The sequence below is a fragment of the Brevibacterium sp. 'Marine' genome (assembly GCF_012844365.1).
Lineage (GTDB): Bacteria > Actinomycetota > Actinomycetes > Actinomycetales > Brevibacteriaceae > Brevibacterium.
On sequence record NZ_CP051626.1, the window covers coordinates 861,552 to 876,083 of the forward strand.

Sequence of the window (14,532 nt, forward strand, 5' to 3'; positions counted from 1 at the left end):
GTTGAGTTCCGACGCGAACCCGAAGTCCACCACCTATGCCGCCGCAGGCGTCGACGTCGAGGCCGGAGACCGCGCCGTCGAACTCATGAAGGCCGCGGTCTCGGCCACCCACAACTCCTCGGTCGTCGGTGGGATGGGCGGATTCGCCGGACTCTTCGACGTCTCCGTGCTCAAGGACTTCGACCGTCCGCTGCTCGCCTCGTCGACCGATGGCGTCGGTACGAAGGTCGCCATCGCTCAAGCCATGGATAAGCACGACACCATCGGCTACGACCTCGTCGGCATGGTCGTCGACGACATCATCGTCTGTGGTGCCCGCCCCCTGTTCATGACCGACTACATCGCCTGCGGCAAGGTCGTGGCCGAACGCATCGCCGATATCGTGCGCGGCATCGCCGACGCCTGCGCTTCGGCCGGTGTCGCACTGGTCGGCGGGGAGACCGCCGAACACCCGGGTCTGCTCGGGGCGGACGAATACGATGTCGCCGGTGCCGCCACGGGTGTCGTCGAGGCGTCGAAGCTGCTCGGGCCGGAGAAGGTCCGCGACGGGGACGTGCTCATCGGTCTGCCGTCCTCGGGCATCCACTCCAACGGGTACTCCCTGGTCCGCCACATCATCGCCGAGGCGGGATGGGGCCTGGACAGGCAGGTCGCGGAGTTCGGCCGCACCCTCGGTGAGGAGCTGCTCGTTCCCACCCATGTCTACACCGGCGAACTCGCTGCTCTCTTCGACGCACTGCCCGATGCCGTCCATTCGGTCTCGCACGTCACCGGCGGGGGACTGTCGGCCAATGTGGCCAGGGTGCTTCCGCAGGGTCTGGTCGCCAGGATGTCGCGGGCCTCTTGGGAGATCCCGGCGGTGTTCTCCGTGCTCGGCGAGCTCGGCGGAGTGCCGCAGGACGACCGTGAACGCACCTGGAACCTCGGCGTCGGCATGGTCCTCGTCGTCGACGCAGCATCCGTCGACGGTGTCCTCGCCGCGAGCCCCGGAGCCTGGGTGCTCGGCGACGTCGCCGCCGATGACGGATCTCTGGCGCGTGATCCCTACTATGTGCAGGGCGCCAAAGGCGTCGACGGCGGCGCCGCGATCCTGCAGTAAGGGCCGCGGTCGCCGGGCCCCGCACAGCCGGCTGGCCCTGATCGCGGTGCATCCCTCACCGTTAGTCTCACACCCTCGGCGCAGAGGCTTCTCACACCGTTGGTCTCACACCCTCGTGTTCCTGCACGGGGGTGTGCTGCTTGCGGTGCGTGATGGCCAGGTACGCGGAGGAATTGCACGCAACGGTGCGTGATGCGCGTGAGGGCACGGCCGCCTCGGCGAGGGATGCCCGGGCGTACGACAGAGGGCGGGGACCGAAGTCCCCGCCCTCTGTGCGTGTCAGATCAGCCGTATGCGGCTGGACTCATCCGAGTTCAGTCCTCGTACTCGTCGTCATCGTCGACGTTGTACTTGTCGGCGTAAGCCGAGTAGTCGGGTTCATCGTCGTACGGATCGGACGGACCAGACTTGTGCGCGTCGGCGCCCAGCTCCTGCTGGAGTCTATTAAGGTCGGTATCCGGGCTGTAGTACTTCAGCTTCCGAGCTACCTTGATCTGCTTTGCCTTTGCGCGGCCGCGACCCACTGGCGTGACCCCCTCCGTCGTCGATGGGACCGATTGCCCCGGACTAGATCTCTGCTATGCGCTTAAATCCTACCTGTTCATACTGGGAAGTTCCATTTTGTGAGTGGACCTTGGATAGGCTGAACCCATGGCCTACCGTCGCGATTATGTCGTCACCCTGCGGATCTTCGAACCTCTTGTGGTGCATTCCGAATTGCAAGATAGGCAGGTGGAGGACAACCGGTCACGCATCGAGGAGCAGATTTCCCACGACGCTGACAAGCGCCTGATCTCCCTGCCCCCGTCGCCCGTGGCCGATTCGTTTCGGCGCACTCCGATCTTCCTTCCGGCGTCTCAGACCGCGGACGGGGTCGACCGTTTCTGCCCCGCTCAGGAGGACATCCGCGGGTGGGAGGCGCTCGATTCGCTGGCCGAACACACCTCGAAGGCGACCTTGGACATCGTCGCTCCGAAGTCCGCCCGGAGACGTGCCGCCAGCCGTCGCGCGGAGTGGCTGCAGGACGCCAAGGACACCAGGATCTTCACCCGCGTCTCGGCCTGGGACGTGCCGCCGTCGTGGTGGCTGTTCTTCTCCCTGACCGAGGATCAGATCATCACCGAGGAGACCGACGAGGGCCTGCGCGTGCTCATCCGCACGGACATCCTGGCCGCCTCGGCGCGGATGGAATGGGCCTCGGAGACGATCGCGGACACCTCGAAGGTCGTCGATATGGTCGAGCAGACCTCGGTTCTGGCCGAGTGGATCGACACCTTCGATATGAACTCGATCCTCGAGCTCGACCTCGGCGGGATGTCCGATGTGCTGTGGCCGAGCGAAGCCGCGGAACTCGTCGACTCGTGGGTGACTGCGCTGAGCAACAACGATTCCGAGTCCGCGGTCGCCGCCTTCCAGAAGTATGCGGCCGGGTGGGAGCAGCTCAACCTCTACGCCCGCAGCTCCTGACCCCTCTTACTACCTGACGGCGGCCCAGCAACCTCGCGCCAGGTTGCTCAGCCGCCGTCAGGTAGCAATTGGGGCGGATAGGATTGTCTGCGAACGAGCCGCACCCGAGAGGACGAGTCCTGTAAGCGTATGGAAGAGAAGAAGCGCCGCCTCCTGACAAGCCAGGACCCCGCTGCCGGCGCGTCCGATGGCCCCGGCACGGGACCGTCCGCCCGGTCGAAACCCGCGACGCGGGTGAAACCGCTGTCGAAGGTCTCCATCGGCTGGCGCATCGTCGTGCCCGCGATTGCCTTCGTCATCCTCACCTGCGGACAGTTCCTCAACACGAACGACTTCTTCCCGCTCGGATCGCTCACCCAGTACGCCACCGCCAAAGACCTCAACGGCACCGTGAACTCCACGTGCCTCGAAGCTCAGTTCCCCGGCGAGGACGAACCGCGCCGCCTCGGGTTCAACACCGCGACCGTCGGCATCGAACGCGGCGACGTCGAATCCCAGCTCGATCGGGTCATCGCCCAACCCGAACTCCTGCAGTCGATGGCCGACTCGTACATCCGGCTGCATCCGGACGAACCGAAACCGGAGACGATGATCCTCTGCCGCACCACCACGCAGCTGAAGAACGGCCTGGCCGTCGGTGAACCCGAACAGACGACACTGGCGACATGGGAGGTCCGATGAGCCGCACCCCGACCCTGACGGCCACCCCCGCCGAGGCGACCCCCACCAATCCGGTCCTCCGCTGGTTCATGCCCGAGGTCCCCCTGGCCCGAGTGGCCGTGTTCCGCGTCTTCATCTACGTCTTCATCATCATCGATGTGCTCACGATCTCCGGTGACGTCATCGCCCACGGTTGGACGCCCGAGTTCTACCAGCCGCTGTGGTTGGCGAGGTTCCTCCACATCCCCGCCGTCAGCGTCCTCGGCGCGCAGCTCCTGCTCACCCTCATCATCGTCTTCTCCCTCCTCGCCGCCGCAGGAATCCTCCAGCGCCTCAGCGGGTGGGCCGTGGCGATCAGCTTCGGGGCGTGGATGTTCTACACGCAGGGCTACGGCTACGTCGCGCACGACCATATGGCGCTCGTCATCGCCGCCTTCGTCCTGCCGACGATCGGAGCGGCGCGCTTCCGGGACGTCGGCACCGCCTCGGCGCGGGCCGGCTGGGCGCTGCGCATCGTGCAGATCGCCGTCGTCCTCACCTACTTCTACTCGGTGCTCATGAAGTGGATCGCCTCGGGCAACATCACCCACTGGGCCAACGGGGCGGTCATCATCTGGGCGCTCATGCGCCGCGGCGCCGAATGGTCGAAGCCGTTCCTCGAGATGCCCGGCCTCCTCATCGCCGCGCAATGGGCGACACTCGTCTTCGAGTTCCTCTCACCGGTCGTCCTGTTCCTCAAGGGCAAGTGGCTCTACGGGGCCGTGGCATTCTTCTTCCTCTTCCACCTCATGACGTATCTCGCGCTGGGCATCCACTTCCTGCCGACCGTCATCTGCTGGACGGCGTTCCTGCCGCTGGAGAGACTCGTGCCGCGGCGCTTCGCCCGCGCCTGAAGCAACTGGCCTCAGCCCGCAGACGGTGAGACCGCAGATTCCTCGACCTGGCTGAGCGCGCCGATCACCGCGCGCACCGCAACCCGCTCGGCTGTGTCCGGCCGCATCACCGCGACGATCCAGCGCGTCGTCGTCACCCCCGTCAACGGCAGAAGTGAGAGTCCCGCATCGCGCGGGGTCGTGAACCGGGGAAGGAGCGCGACCTGGTCCGAGGAGGCGACGATCGCTTCGATGAGCCGGTTGTCCCGGATCCGCTGGACGACGTCGAGGTCGTGCCCCGTCACGTGTTCGATCGAGGTGAGGATCGTGTCGAAGGGGTAACCCCGAGGCACTCCCACCCAGCGGCATCCGGCGACGTCGTCAGGGCTCAGTTCGGTGCGTCCGGCGAGCGGATGGTCGACGGCAAGAGCGACGTCGATGGGTTCGCGTGCCAGCGGGACCACGGTGAGTCCGTCCGTGCCGATGGGGCGTTCGGCGACGAGGCTGTGCGCGACGACGATGTCGACATCCCTGGTGAGCCCTGCGAACTCGTGCTCGGCGAGATCGACATCGTCCATGCGAAGGTCGATGCGCGGATGTTCCTCGCGCAGCCGGCGCAGCGCGTCGGGGAGGAGGTGGGTGAGAGCGCTCGGCAGTCCGGCCAGGCCGATCTCTCCGGCGGCCTCGCCGAGGTGGCCCTCCCACTGTGCTTGCACTCGGGCGAGCGTGCGGGCCACGTCCCGTCCTCCCCGTGCGAGCAGTCTGCCTGCGGCGGTGAGGGTGAGTCCGCGTCCGGCGGGTTCGACGAGGGTGCGGTCGATCTCGCGACCGGCCTGCCGCAGCTGCTGCGAGACAGCCGAGGGGGAGCGATGGGTGACGTCGGCGACGGCGCTGACGCTGCCGTACTCGTCAAACAGGCGGAGCAGTTCGAGATGCTTCGGATCGATGACCATGAAGGTATGCTACAGAGTAGATTCAGTATTCTGCGATTGTGCTTCACTCTGATCGGGTTCGAGAATGAGGACATGTCATTCAAACACTGTCTGCTCGCCGCCTCGGTGGCGGTGATGTGGGGACTGAACTTCCTTGCGATCGATCTCTCGCTGGACCAGTTCCCGCCGTTCTTCCTCGTCGCCCTGCGTTTCGCCGTACTCGCGCTGCCAGCGCTCCTGTTCGTGCCGAAGCCGGATGTGAAGTTCCGGTGGATCCTCGGATACGGGTTCGGCTTCGGTGTGCTCCAGTTCGCGTTCCTCTATTGGGCGATGGCCACCGGTATGCCCACGGGGCTGGCCTCCCTCGTCCTTCAGGCGTCTGGGCCCTTCACCGTGCTGCTCGGGATGACGTTCCTGCAGGAAAGGGTCCGTGCTTCGCAGATGGTGTTCCTGCTCGTCGCGATGGCCGGACTGGGGGTCGTCGGCTGGCAGCGCCTCGACTCATCAGCGAGCTTCCTCCCCTTCCTCCTCACGCTGGCCGGAGCGTTCGGGTGGGCGATCGGCAATATCAGCAATCGGCAGGCACATTCGGTCGAGCCGGTGAAGTTCACGATGTGGATGTCGATCGTCCCACCGCTTCCGATGCTTCTCATCTCCCTCGTGGTCGAGGGACCGGCCGCGATCGGCGGTTCGATGACGACACTGGGCACACCGACCGGCCTGCTCGGCGCGGCGGGGTTGATCTACACCGTGGTCATCGCGACCATCCTCGGCTCCGGCATCTGGTCGTGGCTGATGTCACGCAATCCTGCCGGCATCGTCGCTCCGTTCTCGATGCTCGTGCCTGTGGTCGGAATGAGCGCGGCATGGCTGGTCCTCGGGGAGACCGTGACACTCGGGGAACTGTGCGGGGCTGTCCTCATCATCATCGGAGTCCTCGGCGCCGGGTTCAAGGCAGCGAAGGGTGCCCGGATCCTCGCCGTCGCCGAAGTGGTCGCCCCCGTGAGCCCGGACGAAGAGGATTCCGACGGGCAGGAATTCGTCAGGGTAGGTTGAGAAGACCTCACAGAGTCTGGATGCCATGGCCATCCCGGAAGAGCACCGAACCGGGTCGGACCACCGACTCACCGTTGAAGATCTGCTGCCGTCCCCGTGGGGACGCTCGCTCGTGTTCGGGCTGGCCCAGCGCGGGCACGATGACGAATTCGGCGCCTGGGCCGAACCTCTCACAGCGGAAGCGCGTGCCCTGGCTGAGCTCCGCAGCGCCGCATGCGCCGCCGGCTCTCCCGTCGAAAAGGTGCAGGGGTCGCCGCGACCGTCTGCAGCCGTGCGGTGCGGGTTCGGAATCACAGCGGGAACCAGAATCCGAGCCGAATGACGTAGGGCCCGCCGATGTCGCCGCCCAACGCCGTCAGACCTGGTTCGAGGCCACCGGCCGCAAGGGCCGTTGGGTCATCCCGGACTGGTCACAGGTGTCCGAGGAGTTCGACGGAGTCCACCTCGGCCCTCACCTTCCAGGGGGAAGGGCAGGGTCACCTCGGCGAGGAACCGGAGACGATCCCCACCGCGGGCAATACCGATGATCGGCCCGCGAGCCTCATGGCGGGCTGGCACCTGGATACGACGTTCGGGGCTGAACGACGTCATCGACACCGCCCCCGAGGTGGTTGACCGGCATTGCGACGACGATGCCGACCGGTGGCTGCGGAGCTGAGTCAGTCCCGTTCCACCGGCAGCCAGAGTTCGGTCGTCGCCGTTCTGAAATCCTCGGCGCGATCGAGAATCGACACGATCGAAGGCCCCGGACGCAGCCGCCACGGATTCGATGGGAACCATTCGCCGGCCGTGGCCGCCCACGTGTCCTGAAGCGCCTGCGGGTACGGGCCGTGTGCCGTGAAGACGGCCCACATCCCCGCCGGGACATCAATGACATCGAGGTCCTCCGGCGCCGAGGCGGCCGCTGAGACCGCGACCCCGTGGAGGTAGGTGAGGTCGGTTCCTTCTCGGTAGTCCGGATCCACCCCGTCCGTGACCTGAAGTAGTCCTGTCGGGGTCGTGTCCGACAGCGTTCTGAGCCGTGCGTGCTCGGTGTGCGGGAGTGAAGCGACGAACTCGCGGATGTGCGGGTTCTCTCCTTCGTGGATGAGCGGCACACGCACAGCATGGCCGATGAGTGCGAATGCGGGGTGGTCGATGATTCTGGTGTCCATGGTCGAACTCCCTTCGATCGTCAGGCGGAACCTGAGTGACTGTTGGCTGCGAAGGGGACCGCCATTTCGCAGAGCCTCGGACGGAGCCGTACCGTGGACGGACCGAAAGGCGCGCGTGAATGCCTCCGTCGATCCGTATCCGTACCGCACGGCTACACTCAGCAGATCCTCGCCGTCGATGACGTCACCGGCGGCGACGGTCATTCTGCGCCTGCGGACATATTCCGAGAGCGGAATTCCCGCCAGCGATGAGAACATCCGCCGCAGGTGATACTCGGTCGTGCCGAGCCTGGCGGCCAGCGCACCGATCTCGACGGACTCCGCGGAATCGGCAGTCAGGTTCGACTCGATGGCGTCGATGAGTGTATTGAGTTCAGCGATCACGATCTCTCCCTTCACTCATCCATACTTCCCGTGGCCCAGGGTGTCCCGCCCGACAATCTGTGCCCGATTCGATCAGGTTTGGGATGGTGGTGCGTCCCTGCGGGGACGCACTCCGTCAGTCGCCCGGTGCCAGGCTGGGTGCCTCGTCGATTCCGAAGCGGGTCTTCAGCGCTCGGCGTGCGGCGAACCAGCCGTTCATTCCGTGTACGCCCGGGGCCGGCGGGGTCGCCGCCGAACACAGGAACGCCCCGGGCACGCCGAGGCTGTAGGAGTCCCAGGTCAGGCGCGGGCGAGCCATCATCCGGTAGAAGGACACGACGCCGGTGGCGATGTCCCCGCCGATGTAGTTCTGGTTGTGCCCGGCCATCTCGGAGGCGGGGATGGCGTTGTGGGCGACGATGCGGTCGCGGAAGCCCGGGGCGAAGCGTTCGATCTGCCGTGTCACGTATTCGGTCGGATCGAGCGGGCAATCGAAGGGCACGTGCGCGTACGTCCACAGCGGCCGCAGGCCGTTCACCTCGCGGGAGGGGTCGAACACGGTCGGGTCGGAGACGAGGCACACGGGATGGTCGGGCATCCGTCCATTCATCACCTGCGCCTCGGCGGCGGCCATCTGCGCACGTGAGCCGCCCACGTGGATCGTTCCGGCACGGCCGACCTCGGGGTCGGACCAGGGGACCGGACCATTGAGGACGAAGTCGACCTTGGCCGCGGCGTTGCCGTGCTTGAACGTTCGCAGGCTCGTGTCGACGTGGGCCGGCAGCAGGCCGGAGAAGATCTGAGCGGCGTTCAGCGCCGAGGTGTCGAGCAGGTAGGCGCGGCCCTTGGGCAGGTCGGTGACGTGGGTGATCGGGGCGTTCGCGTGCACGGTGCCACCGTGAGCTTCGAGATCGGCGACGAGGTGGTCGATGATCGCTTGAGATCCGCCGATGGGGGAGGGCCAGCCTCCGGCATGGGCGACCGTGGAGAGCATCGTGGCCGTCGCCGCGGTGCCCATCGCCGGCAGCCCGCCGATGGCGTGCGCGGCGACCCCGGTGAACAGGGACTGCGTCGACTCGTGGGACAGCGGAATGTTCCACGCGGGGCTGGCCTGGGACAGGAGCCGCAGACCGAATTTCACGACGTTCGCAATGCCGGGAACATCGCGGAGGGTCTCGGGCACGGAGCGTTTGTCACCGAGGGAGAGCCAGATCGCGTCATCGACACGGTCGAGCAACGGGGCGAAGAATCGCCGCCATTCCGGTCCCGCCTCGCCGAGGCGGTCGACCGTTTCGTCGAGATCGTGGAAGGCCAGCGCGGCCGGTTTCCCGTCGAGGGGTTGGGCGTAGGAGATCTCGGGGGTGGTCAGCTCCATGCCGCGGGCGCGCAGGTCGAAGTCGACGAAGAAGGGGCTGGCGATCGCCAGGGGATGAACGGCCGAGCAGATGTCGTGGGTGATGCCGGGTGCCAGGCCGAGGTCGAGTGTGCGGGCACCACCGCCAATCGTGGCTTCAGCTTCGAACACCTCGACGGAGAGTCCGGCCCGGGCCAGAGTGACCGCGGCAGACATGCCGTTGGGACCAGATCCGACGACGACTGCATCAACACCTGTGCTCATGAGGCCAGTCTAGGCCAGTGGGCTGGGCGGCCGAGATGCGCAGTCCCGGGCGGCTGAGTGCGGCTCAGCTGCCGTAGGCGGTGTCGAAGAAGGCGCGTTCGAGATCGACGGCCTGATTCCAGGTGCGGTTCAGGGTCTCGGCCTCTGCGCCCTCGTCGTCGGTCGGGAACACACGTTCGAGCTCGTCGACGAGGAACTGCACCCACTCGCGGAAGGCCTCGCCTCGGTGGAGGTCGATCCATCCTCGGTGAACCTGCCGCTTCGGCATCTCCTCACGGGACTCGGCCCAGTCGAGGTAGAGCCATTCGGCGACGACGAGGACGACGAGCAGCTGCGGATACGACGCCGAGGCGACAGCAGCATCCATGAGATCGCGGAAGCCCGCCGTCGGTATGGTCAGTTCGGGGTGGAGGTAGGCGGCGGGCGCGACTCCCAACTCGGCGAAGGAATCGACGAAATACGTGTCCTCGTCGGCGACGAGCATGCCCAACTGTCGGGCGAATCGCAGCTTCGCGTCGAGCTCATCGGCATGGGCCACGCAGGCGCCGAGCATGGACAGGAACGATTCGAAGAACTGATAGTCCTGCACCAGATAGTCGCGCAAGACGGTGTCGTCGACGGTACCGGCGAACAGTTCCCTGACGAACCGGTGGTCGACGGCCTCCGCCCATTGCCGGCTGGTTGATCGCAGCAGTGCCGATACCGCTCCGTCAGCGGCCACGCTGATCGACGTGTCCAAGTCTGTGGTGGTCATTGCGATTCCACTCCCTCCGCCGGTGCTCACCGGATCAGGTTCAAAGGGTCTGCATATGCACTCTCAGCGCCGGCTCGCTCGGCGCTCCCCTGTAGGACTTCGACACTATCACCCGCGACAAGAACTGTTGCCAGAGTGATCGAATCAGTTCCGGCAGGTCAGGACTGGCCGATCCAGATCGCGATTGTCGAGCACCCATGTTGCCTTCTCCCACGGAGCTGCCTCGGAGAAGTAGAGACGCTGACCGCCGACGTAGCGATGATTCGACGCGGCCTCGGGATCGGCGGCGAAACCTCCGGCAAACCGCTCGTTTCCGCGTGGTACTGAGATTTCGAACGGCACCTCGACCCACATGCTCGCATCCCAGAGACCCACCAACTCGGGACGGTGGAGGAAGATCCCCTCGACGAGGAGGATGCAGTCCTTCGGCAGACTCCGAGGCTCCGGCGCCAGCGGACCGTCCTCGTCGACGTCCCACACAGCTGGAACGATCGCATCACCTCGACGAAACGGTTCGACGACGGACTCGACGAAAGCTTCGTAGTCGTAGGAATGACGATAGAAAGTGTCTGGTCCCTTGCCGTGGGCGTAGCGGATTTCCCGAGGATGGTGGAAGCCGTCGATGCTGATGGCGGCGACCCGTCGGTGGGAATCTTGTCCAGGAACGTCCGCAGCGGTCTTGGCCAACTTCACGAGCTCGTGAGCGAGCATCGTCTTCCCGGCCCCATCGACCCCATCGAGGGCAATGAGGGCACGTTGCCCCGGCCGGACGGTGCGCAGCTCTGCCAGCAGATCGATCAGAACTCGGGCCCGGGAACTCACCACGCTGCGGACCCGGCGGGGGACACCGACGGCGGGGACGCCTCGGCGAGGGTGTCGGACACGTACTGCGCTATCCGGTCAACGGCTGGCTGCCGGCCGGCCGACAGTTCGGCGGACTCGACCGACGGGTTGTAGTTCGTGTTCGTATTGATGTCGTAGACGACCTCGCGGCCGTCGGCGGTTTCGATGAACTCGATGCCGGCGATCTCGATGCCGAGACCTGAGAGCAGCGTCTCGAGGCGCGCGATGAGCGGGGTTGCGGCCGTGACGTCGTTTCGACGGGCGAACTGGGGAACGTCCGGGCTGGCCCCGGCACCCGGGACCTCGCAGGCATCGGCCGGGCACAGTTCGAACGACCCACCTGAGACGTCGACGCGCACCGCATAGTGGAAACGTCCGCCGATGAACTCGGCGCGGGTGATGAACGGCTGAGCCGGCTGCACATATTCCTGGATGAGCGTGATTCCGTCGATCGGCGCATTCGTGCCACCGGGCGCGAACTCATCGGCGGCTGCCTCGAGCTCGGCGAGGGAGTCGAAACGGCGCACACCGAGGCCCTTGCCGCCCTGATTGTGCTTGGTGATGAACGGGGGAGTGAAGCCGGCAGCCGCCTCGACGAGCGCCTGCGATCCGAACGCGGCCGCGGTGCGTGGCACGTCGAGGCCCTGGCCGGCCAGCTCGCGATGCTGTCGGATCTTGCTCACCTCGAGCTCGTAGACGTCGCGACCGTTGATGACTCGGCGGCCGGCGGCGGCGAGCCAGTCGAGGACCGCTCGCCCGTACTCCTTCACCTGCGGATCGGTGCGGGTGTGCGCCGACGCCGACAGCCGCGACCAGAACAGGCCGGCAGGAGGTTCGGCGGCAAGATCGATCGTGGTCTCGGGCAGCAGCCATTCGACATGGGCGACGCCGAGGCGGTCGAGCGCATCCGTGAACGGAGCGATCCATTCCTGATTGTCGTGGATGATGTGCACCGCGGGAGCGTCGCCGACGGGCAGGGTATGAGAACTCATCGCGCACCTTCACTGTCGGGAGCCGATGCGACCGAGAGTATTCGGAAGCATCGGCGGATCTGCTCAACAATCCTACGCCCTGGTGTCCAGGCCTTCGTCGTGTCAGTGCGGCGGCGTAGACTCGGGACATGGCTATCGCAAAGCAGCCCGTTGTCGTGCTCGACGCCCCCGACGCCGGTGAACTCGCGGAGTTCTACGGCAAACTCCTGGATTGGTCTGTCACCGTCGACGAGGACGGCACCTGGGCAGAAGTCGTCTCCAATTCCTGGCCGCCGATCTGCATCCAACAGGTCGAGGACTATCACGCACCCAGTTGGCCCGGTCAGGCCCACCCGCAGCAGATGCACCTCGACGTCATGGTCGACGATCTCGACGTCGCCGAGGAGGCTGTGCTCGAGATCGGTGCAGGCAAAGCCCCCGAACAGCCGGGAGAAACGTTCCGAGTGTTCCTCGACCCGGCCGGTCACCCGTTCTGCCTGTGCAAGGGATGACCGCGCCATCGCCGAGGCGGCCCCACCCGCCCACGGCGCGCTGAGTCATGCGCGCGCTCGCCTCCTTCGCCGACCGTGATCCCGTTCCGTGGGCCAACGGCGGCGGTCAGACCACCGAGCTCGTCGGGCTGACGGATTCGGTGGAGCTGACTCCAGGTCTTCACCCCTGGCGATTGAGCATCGCCAGGCTCGAACGTGTGGGCCCGTTCTCAGCCCTGCCCGGAATGGCGCGCACCTTCCTGCCCACCGCCGAGGTGGCCCTTGAGATCGACGGTCACGTGCATCGCGTGCCGGCCCTCCGACCGGTGCACTTCCACGGAGAGCAGAACGTGAGCCTCGTCGATTTGGCCGACCCCTGCTTCGCCGTCAACCTCATGGTCGCCGATGACAGCACAGACGACGTCGCCTGCGACGCTGGTGCCGACACGGGCGTTGGCTCGGGCACTGGCTCAGGCGCTGACTCGGGCACTGGCTCAGGCGCTGACTCGGGCAGAGAATCCGATTCTGCTTCTGGCGAGCTGCAGATGGTCATCGGTCGGCCGGTTCCAGCCGACGGAATCCGGTTGGTGCTCACTGTCGAAGCCGACGTCGATTTCCCTCGTTTTCAGCTGTTCGAACTCGACCCGGGTGAGGCTGTTCCAGATGAGGTCTCGGTGGTCGTTCTCCACACCGGCAGGTGCGACGAACACATCTGAGAAATCGGTGGGAGCCGATTGTCCCCGGCGTCACATTCGCGCGCATCATCCCAGGTGGCGGAGCCTTACCCGACCGTTTCCATCAGGTCTTTCCCAGCTTCGGGCACGAAGTGTCAGGATGCCCGAACGTCGGTGTCCGAGAATGGTGCTCCACCGGACTTTGGAGGAACTTTGGCGGTCGGAGACAGCGGCAAGAACGATCAGCGCGAGCACAACGATGACACTCGTATGCCGGAACATTCCCAGACCCTGCCGCTGATCACCGAGGAGATCGTCAGCTCCCACCCGACCCCGGCGGCCGAACCCACCGAACATCTCGTCACCCCGGTGATGCCGCCCAACCCGATCCGCCGCGACGGCGAGGTCGCACAGCAGCCGATGACGACGCTGCCCGACACACCCCAAGGTTCACCGACGGCTGCTGCCCCGACCACGTCTGCGACCGCGACCGGCGTCGCCGAATCGACAGCGACGGTCGACGACGAAAAAGACGAGAAGTCCTCGGACGGTCGGATCTCCGCCACTCAGCTGCTGGCAGGCGCAGGCGCTGCGGCGACCTCGTCGGTCATCGGCGGGCAGCTCGGCGTCGCGGGCACTGTCGTCGGCGCCGGAGTCGCCAGCATCGTCACCGCCCTGGCCGTCACCCTCTACGGCCGCAGCCTCGACAAAGGCAAGGAGAAGATCCAACAGGTCGGATCCAAACTCGCCCCGGCAGTCAAAGCGAAGATCGCGAAGAACCCCAACGGGAAGACCGCTGCAGTCGATCCCTCACTCGCCGAGGATTCGGCCTTCGCCCCACCGGAACCCGCAGTCGGCAACGCGAACGCGACGGCCGCCTCGGCGACGGGAGAGGGGGAGTCCGAGGACGTGGACGGGGGCGCCGATGACGCCAAGAGCGGATCCCGTACCTGGTGGCAGAAGCTGCGCCGCAAACGGGTCCTCTACCCGCTGACGATCGGCGTCGCCGCCTTCGGAATCGGACTCGGCGCGGTCGTTGTGGCCGAGAACTTCACCGAAGCAGATATCTCACCGGGCACCTCGCAGATCTCACGATCGGTGAGCGGAAGCTCCGCGAACGACGAAACCGTCATCAACGACGGAACCTCGGACTCGGGGACCGGCTGGGATGAATCGTCGCGCGGATCCGGGTCGGGCACCGACGGCGGTCAGGGCTCCACGAACAGCGGATCGAGTACTCAGAACGGTCAGTCCACCTCGGCGGGGGAGACCGGCACCGAAGGTACGGCCGAGGGCCAGAGCTCACAGGGCTCGGACACGACGACGGGCACGAGCGATTCCACCGGCGGCTCGACGACCACGGACGGCACCGATGCGAGCAGCGGTTCCACCTCCACCGACGGCAGCGGCAGCACCGGGGACACCAGCGGCGGCACGAGCGGCAGCACCGGCTCCGGGTCGGACGGTTCGGGCGGCGGATCGGCAGGCTCCGGCGGATCCGGAACCGGCGGATCGACGGGCGGTTCCAGTGATGGATCGGCCGCCTCGGCGCAGGGGTGAGACGGGCAACGTCCGGGA

At 66.2% G+C, this 14,532-nt stretch carries 15 protein-coding genes and 1 riboswitch; of the genes, 8 read left to right on the forward strand and 7 right to left on the reverse strand.

Annotated features, from left to right (window positions below):
- Position 1: 1 nt before the first annotated feature.
- Complete coding sequence (gene purM, locus HF684_RS03695; protein WP_169251395.1) at positions 2–1,099, forward strand: phosphoribosylformylglycinamidine cyclo-ligase; 1,098 nt, start codon at positions 2–4, stop codon at positions 1,097–1,099.
- 314 nt (positions 1,100–1,413) lie between these two features.
- Here purM and HF684_RS03700 read toward each other — a convergent pair whose 3' ends face one another.
- Positions 1,414–1,623: a DUF3073 domain-containing protein gene (locus tag HF684_RS03700; RefSeq protein ID WP_169251396.1), complete on the reverse strand. Its 210-nt coding sequence runs from the start codon at positions 1,621–1,623 to the stop codon at positions 1,414–1,416.
- A gap of 127 nt (positions 1,624–1,750) precedes the next feature.
- On the opposite strand from HF684_RS03700, the gene HF684_RS03705 reads away from it, so the two are divergent.
- The 3 genes from HF684_RS03705 to HF684_RS03715 all read left to right on the forward strand — a co-directional run bounded on the left by HF684_RS03705 (position 1,751) and on the right by HF684_RS03715 (position 4,119).
- Entirely contained in the window at positions 1,751–2,566 is an 816-nt protein-coding gene (locus HF684_RS03705; RefSeq protein WP_101555960.1) for a hypothetical protein, read from the forward strand.
- 129 nt (positions 2,567–2,695) lie between these two features.
- Positions 2,696–3,247, forward strand: a complete 552-nt coding sequence (locus tag HF684_RS03710) for a hypothetical protein (protein WP_169251397.1) — start codon at positions 2,696–2,698, stop codon at positions 3,245–3,247.
- Entirely contained in the window at positions 3,244–4,119 is an 876-nt protein-coding gene (locus HF684_RS03715; protein ID WP_248279102.1) for a hypothetical protein, read from the forward strand. The genes HF684_RS03710 and HF684_RS03715 overlap by 4 nt, the downstream gene beginning before the upstream one ends.
- Positions 4,120–4,130: 11 nt before the next feature.
- On the opposite strand, the gene HF684_RS03720 is transcribed toward HF684_RS03715, so the two are convergent.
- A complete protein-coding gene (locus tag HF684_RS03720) occupies positions 4,131–5,051 on the reverse strand; it encodes a LysR family transcriptional regulator (RefSeq protein WP_248279103.1) in 921 nt (306 codons plus the stop codon).
- Between the two features lie 72 nt (positions 5,052–5,123).
- Here HF684_RS03720 and HF684_RS03725 point away from each other — a divergent pair, with 72 nt between their 5' ends.
- The gene (locus HF684_RS03725) at positions 5,124–6,086 is read left to right on the forward strand and encodes an EamA family transporter (RefSeq protein ID WP_169251399.1); all 963 of its coding nucleotides are present in this window, start codon (positions 5,124–5,126) and stop codon (positions 6,084–6,086) included.
- 659 nt (positions 6,087–6,745) lie between these two features.
- On the opposite strand, the gene HF684_RS03730 is transcribed toward HF684_RS03725, so the two are convergent.
- The 5 genes from HF684_RS03730 to HF684_RS03750 all read right to left on the reverse strand — a co-directional run bounded on the left by HF684_RS03730 (position 6,746) and on the right by HF684_RS03750 (position 11,810).
- Positions 6,746–7,624 carry a GyrI-like domain-containing protein gene (locus HF684_RS03730; RefSeq protein WP_169251400.1) on the reverse strand — a complete coding sequence of 293 codons (879 nt, stop codon included), beginning with the start codon at positions 7,622–7,624 and terminating at the stop codon, positions 6,746–6,748.
- Positions 7,625–7,739: 115 nt separating this feature from the next.
- On the reverse strand, positions 7,740–9,221 hold the full coding sequence (locus HF684_RS03735; protein WP_169251401.1) for an NAD(P)/FAD-dependent oxidoreductase: 1,482 nt from the start codon (positions 9,219–9,221) through the stop codon (positions 7,740–7,742).
- A gap of 64 nt (positions 9,222–9,285) precedes the next feature.
- Positions 9,286–9,975, reverse strand: coding sequence for a TenA family protein (locus tag HF684_RS03740; protein WP_169251402.1), 690 nt, complete (start codon positions 9,973–9,975; stop codon positions 9,286–9,288).
- Positions 9,970–10,076, reverse strand: a riboswitch (TPP riboswitch). Its footprint overlaps the gene before it by 6 nt.
- Positions 10,077–10,119: 43 nt before the next feature.
- The gene (locus tag HF684_RS03745; RefSeq protein ID WP_169251403.1) at positions 10,120–10,800 is read right to left on the reverse strand and encodes a uridine kinase; all 681 of its coding nucleotides are present in this window, start codon (positions 10,798–10,800) and stop codon (positions 10,120–10,122) included.
- On the reverse strand, positions 10,794–11,810 hold the full coding sequence (locus HF684_RS03750) for an alpha-L-glutamate ligase (protein ID WP_169251404.1): 1,017 nt from the start codon (positions 11,808–11,810) through the stop codon (positions 10,794–10,796). Before HF684_RS03750 ends, HF684_RS03745 begins: the two co-directional genes overlap by 7 nt.
- 128 nt (positions 11,811–11,938) lie before the next feature.
- Here HF684_RS03750 and HF684_RS03755 point away from each other — a divergent pair, with 128 nt between their 5' ends.
- The 3 genes from HF684_RS03755 to HF684_RS03765 all read left to right on the forward strand — a co-directional run bounded on the left by HF684_RS03755 (position 11,939) and on the right by HF684_RS03765 (position 14,514).
- Positions 11,939–12,301, forward strand: a complete 363-nt coding sequence (locus HF684_RS03755) for a VOC family protein (RefSeq protein WP_169251405.1) — start codon at positions 11,939–11,941, stop codon at positions 12,299–12,301.
- Positions 12,302–12,348: 47 nt separating this feature from the next.
- Positions 12,349–12,996 (forward strand): HutD family protein, encoded by a 648-nt coding sequence (locus HF684_RS03760; RefSeq protein ID WP_169251406.1) that lies wholly within the window; start codon positions 12,349–12,351, stop codon positions 12,994–12,996.
- Between the two features lie 228 nt (positions 12,997–13,224).
- Positions 13,225–14,514, forward strand: coding sequence for a hypothetical protein (locus tag HF684_RS03765; RefSeq protein ID WP_169251407.1), 1,290 nt, complete (start codon positions 13,225–13,227; stop codon positions 14,512–14,514).
- The last annotated feature ends 18 nt before the right edge of the window (positions 14,515–14,532 follow it).

Bases quoted from the DNA above. Each gene is read 5' to 3' on its own strand.
- HF684_RS03705 (WP_101555960.1), top strand. From the start codon at position 1,751: ATGGCCTACCGTCGCGATTATGTCGTCACCCTGCGGATCTTCGAACCT.
- HF684_RS03710 (WP_169251397.1), top strand. From the start codon at position 2,696: ATGGAAGAGAAGAAGCGCCGCCTCCTGACAAGCCAGGACCCCGCTGCC.
- HF684_RS03715 (WP_248279102.1), top strand. From the start codon at position 3,244: ATGAGCCGCACCCCGACCCTGACGGCCACCCCCGCCGAGGCGACCCCC.
- HF684_RS03720 (WP_248279103.1), bottom strand. From the start codon at position 5,051: ATGGTCATCGATCCGAAGCATCTCGAACTGCTCCGCCTGTTTGACGAG.
- HF684_RS03725 (WP_169251399.1), top strand. From the start codon at position 5,124: ATGTCATTCAAACACTGTCTGCTCGCCGCCTCGGTGGCGGTGATGTGG.
- HF684_RS03735 (WP_169251401.1), bottom strand. From the start codon at position 9,221: ATGAGCACAGGTGTTGATGCAGTCGTCGTCGGATCTGGTCCCAACGGC.
- HF684_RS03740 (WP_169251402.1), bottom strand. From the start codon at position 9,975: ATGACCACCACAGACTTGGACACGTCGATCAGCGTGGCCGCTGACGGA.
- HF684_RS03750 (WP_169251404.1), bottom strand. From the start codon at position 11,810: ATGAGTTCTCATACCCTGCCCGTCGGCGACGCTCCCGCGGTGCACATC.
- HF684_RS03755 (WP_169251405.1), top strand. From the start codon at position 11,939: ATGGCTATCGCAAAGCAGCCCGTTGTCGTGCTCGACGCCCCCGACGCC.
- HF684_RS03760 (WP_169251406.1), top strand. From the start codon at position 12,349: ATGCGCGCGCTCGCCTCCTTCGCCGACCGTGATCCCGTTCCGTGGGCC.
- HF684_RS03765 (WP_169251407.1), top strand. From the start codon at position 13,225: ATGCCGGAACATTCCCAGACCCTGCCGCTGATCACCGAGGAGATCGTC.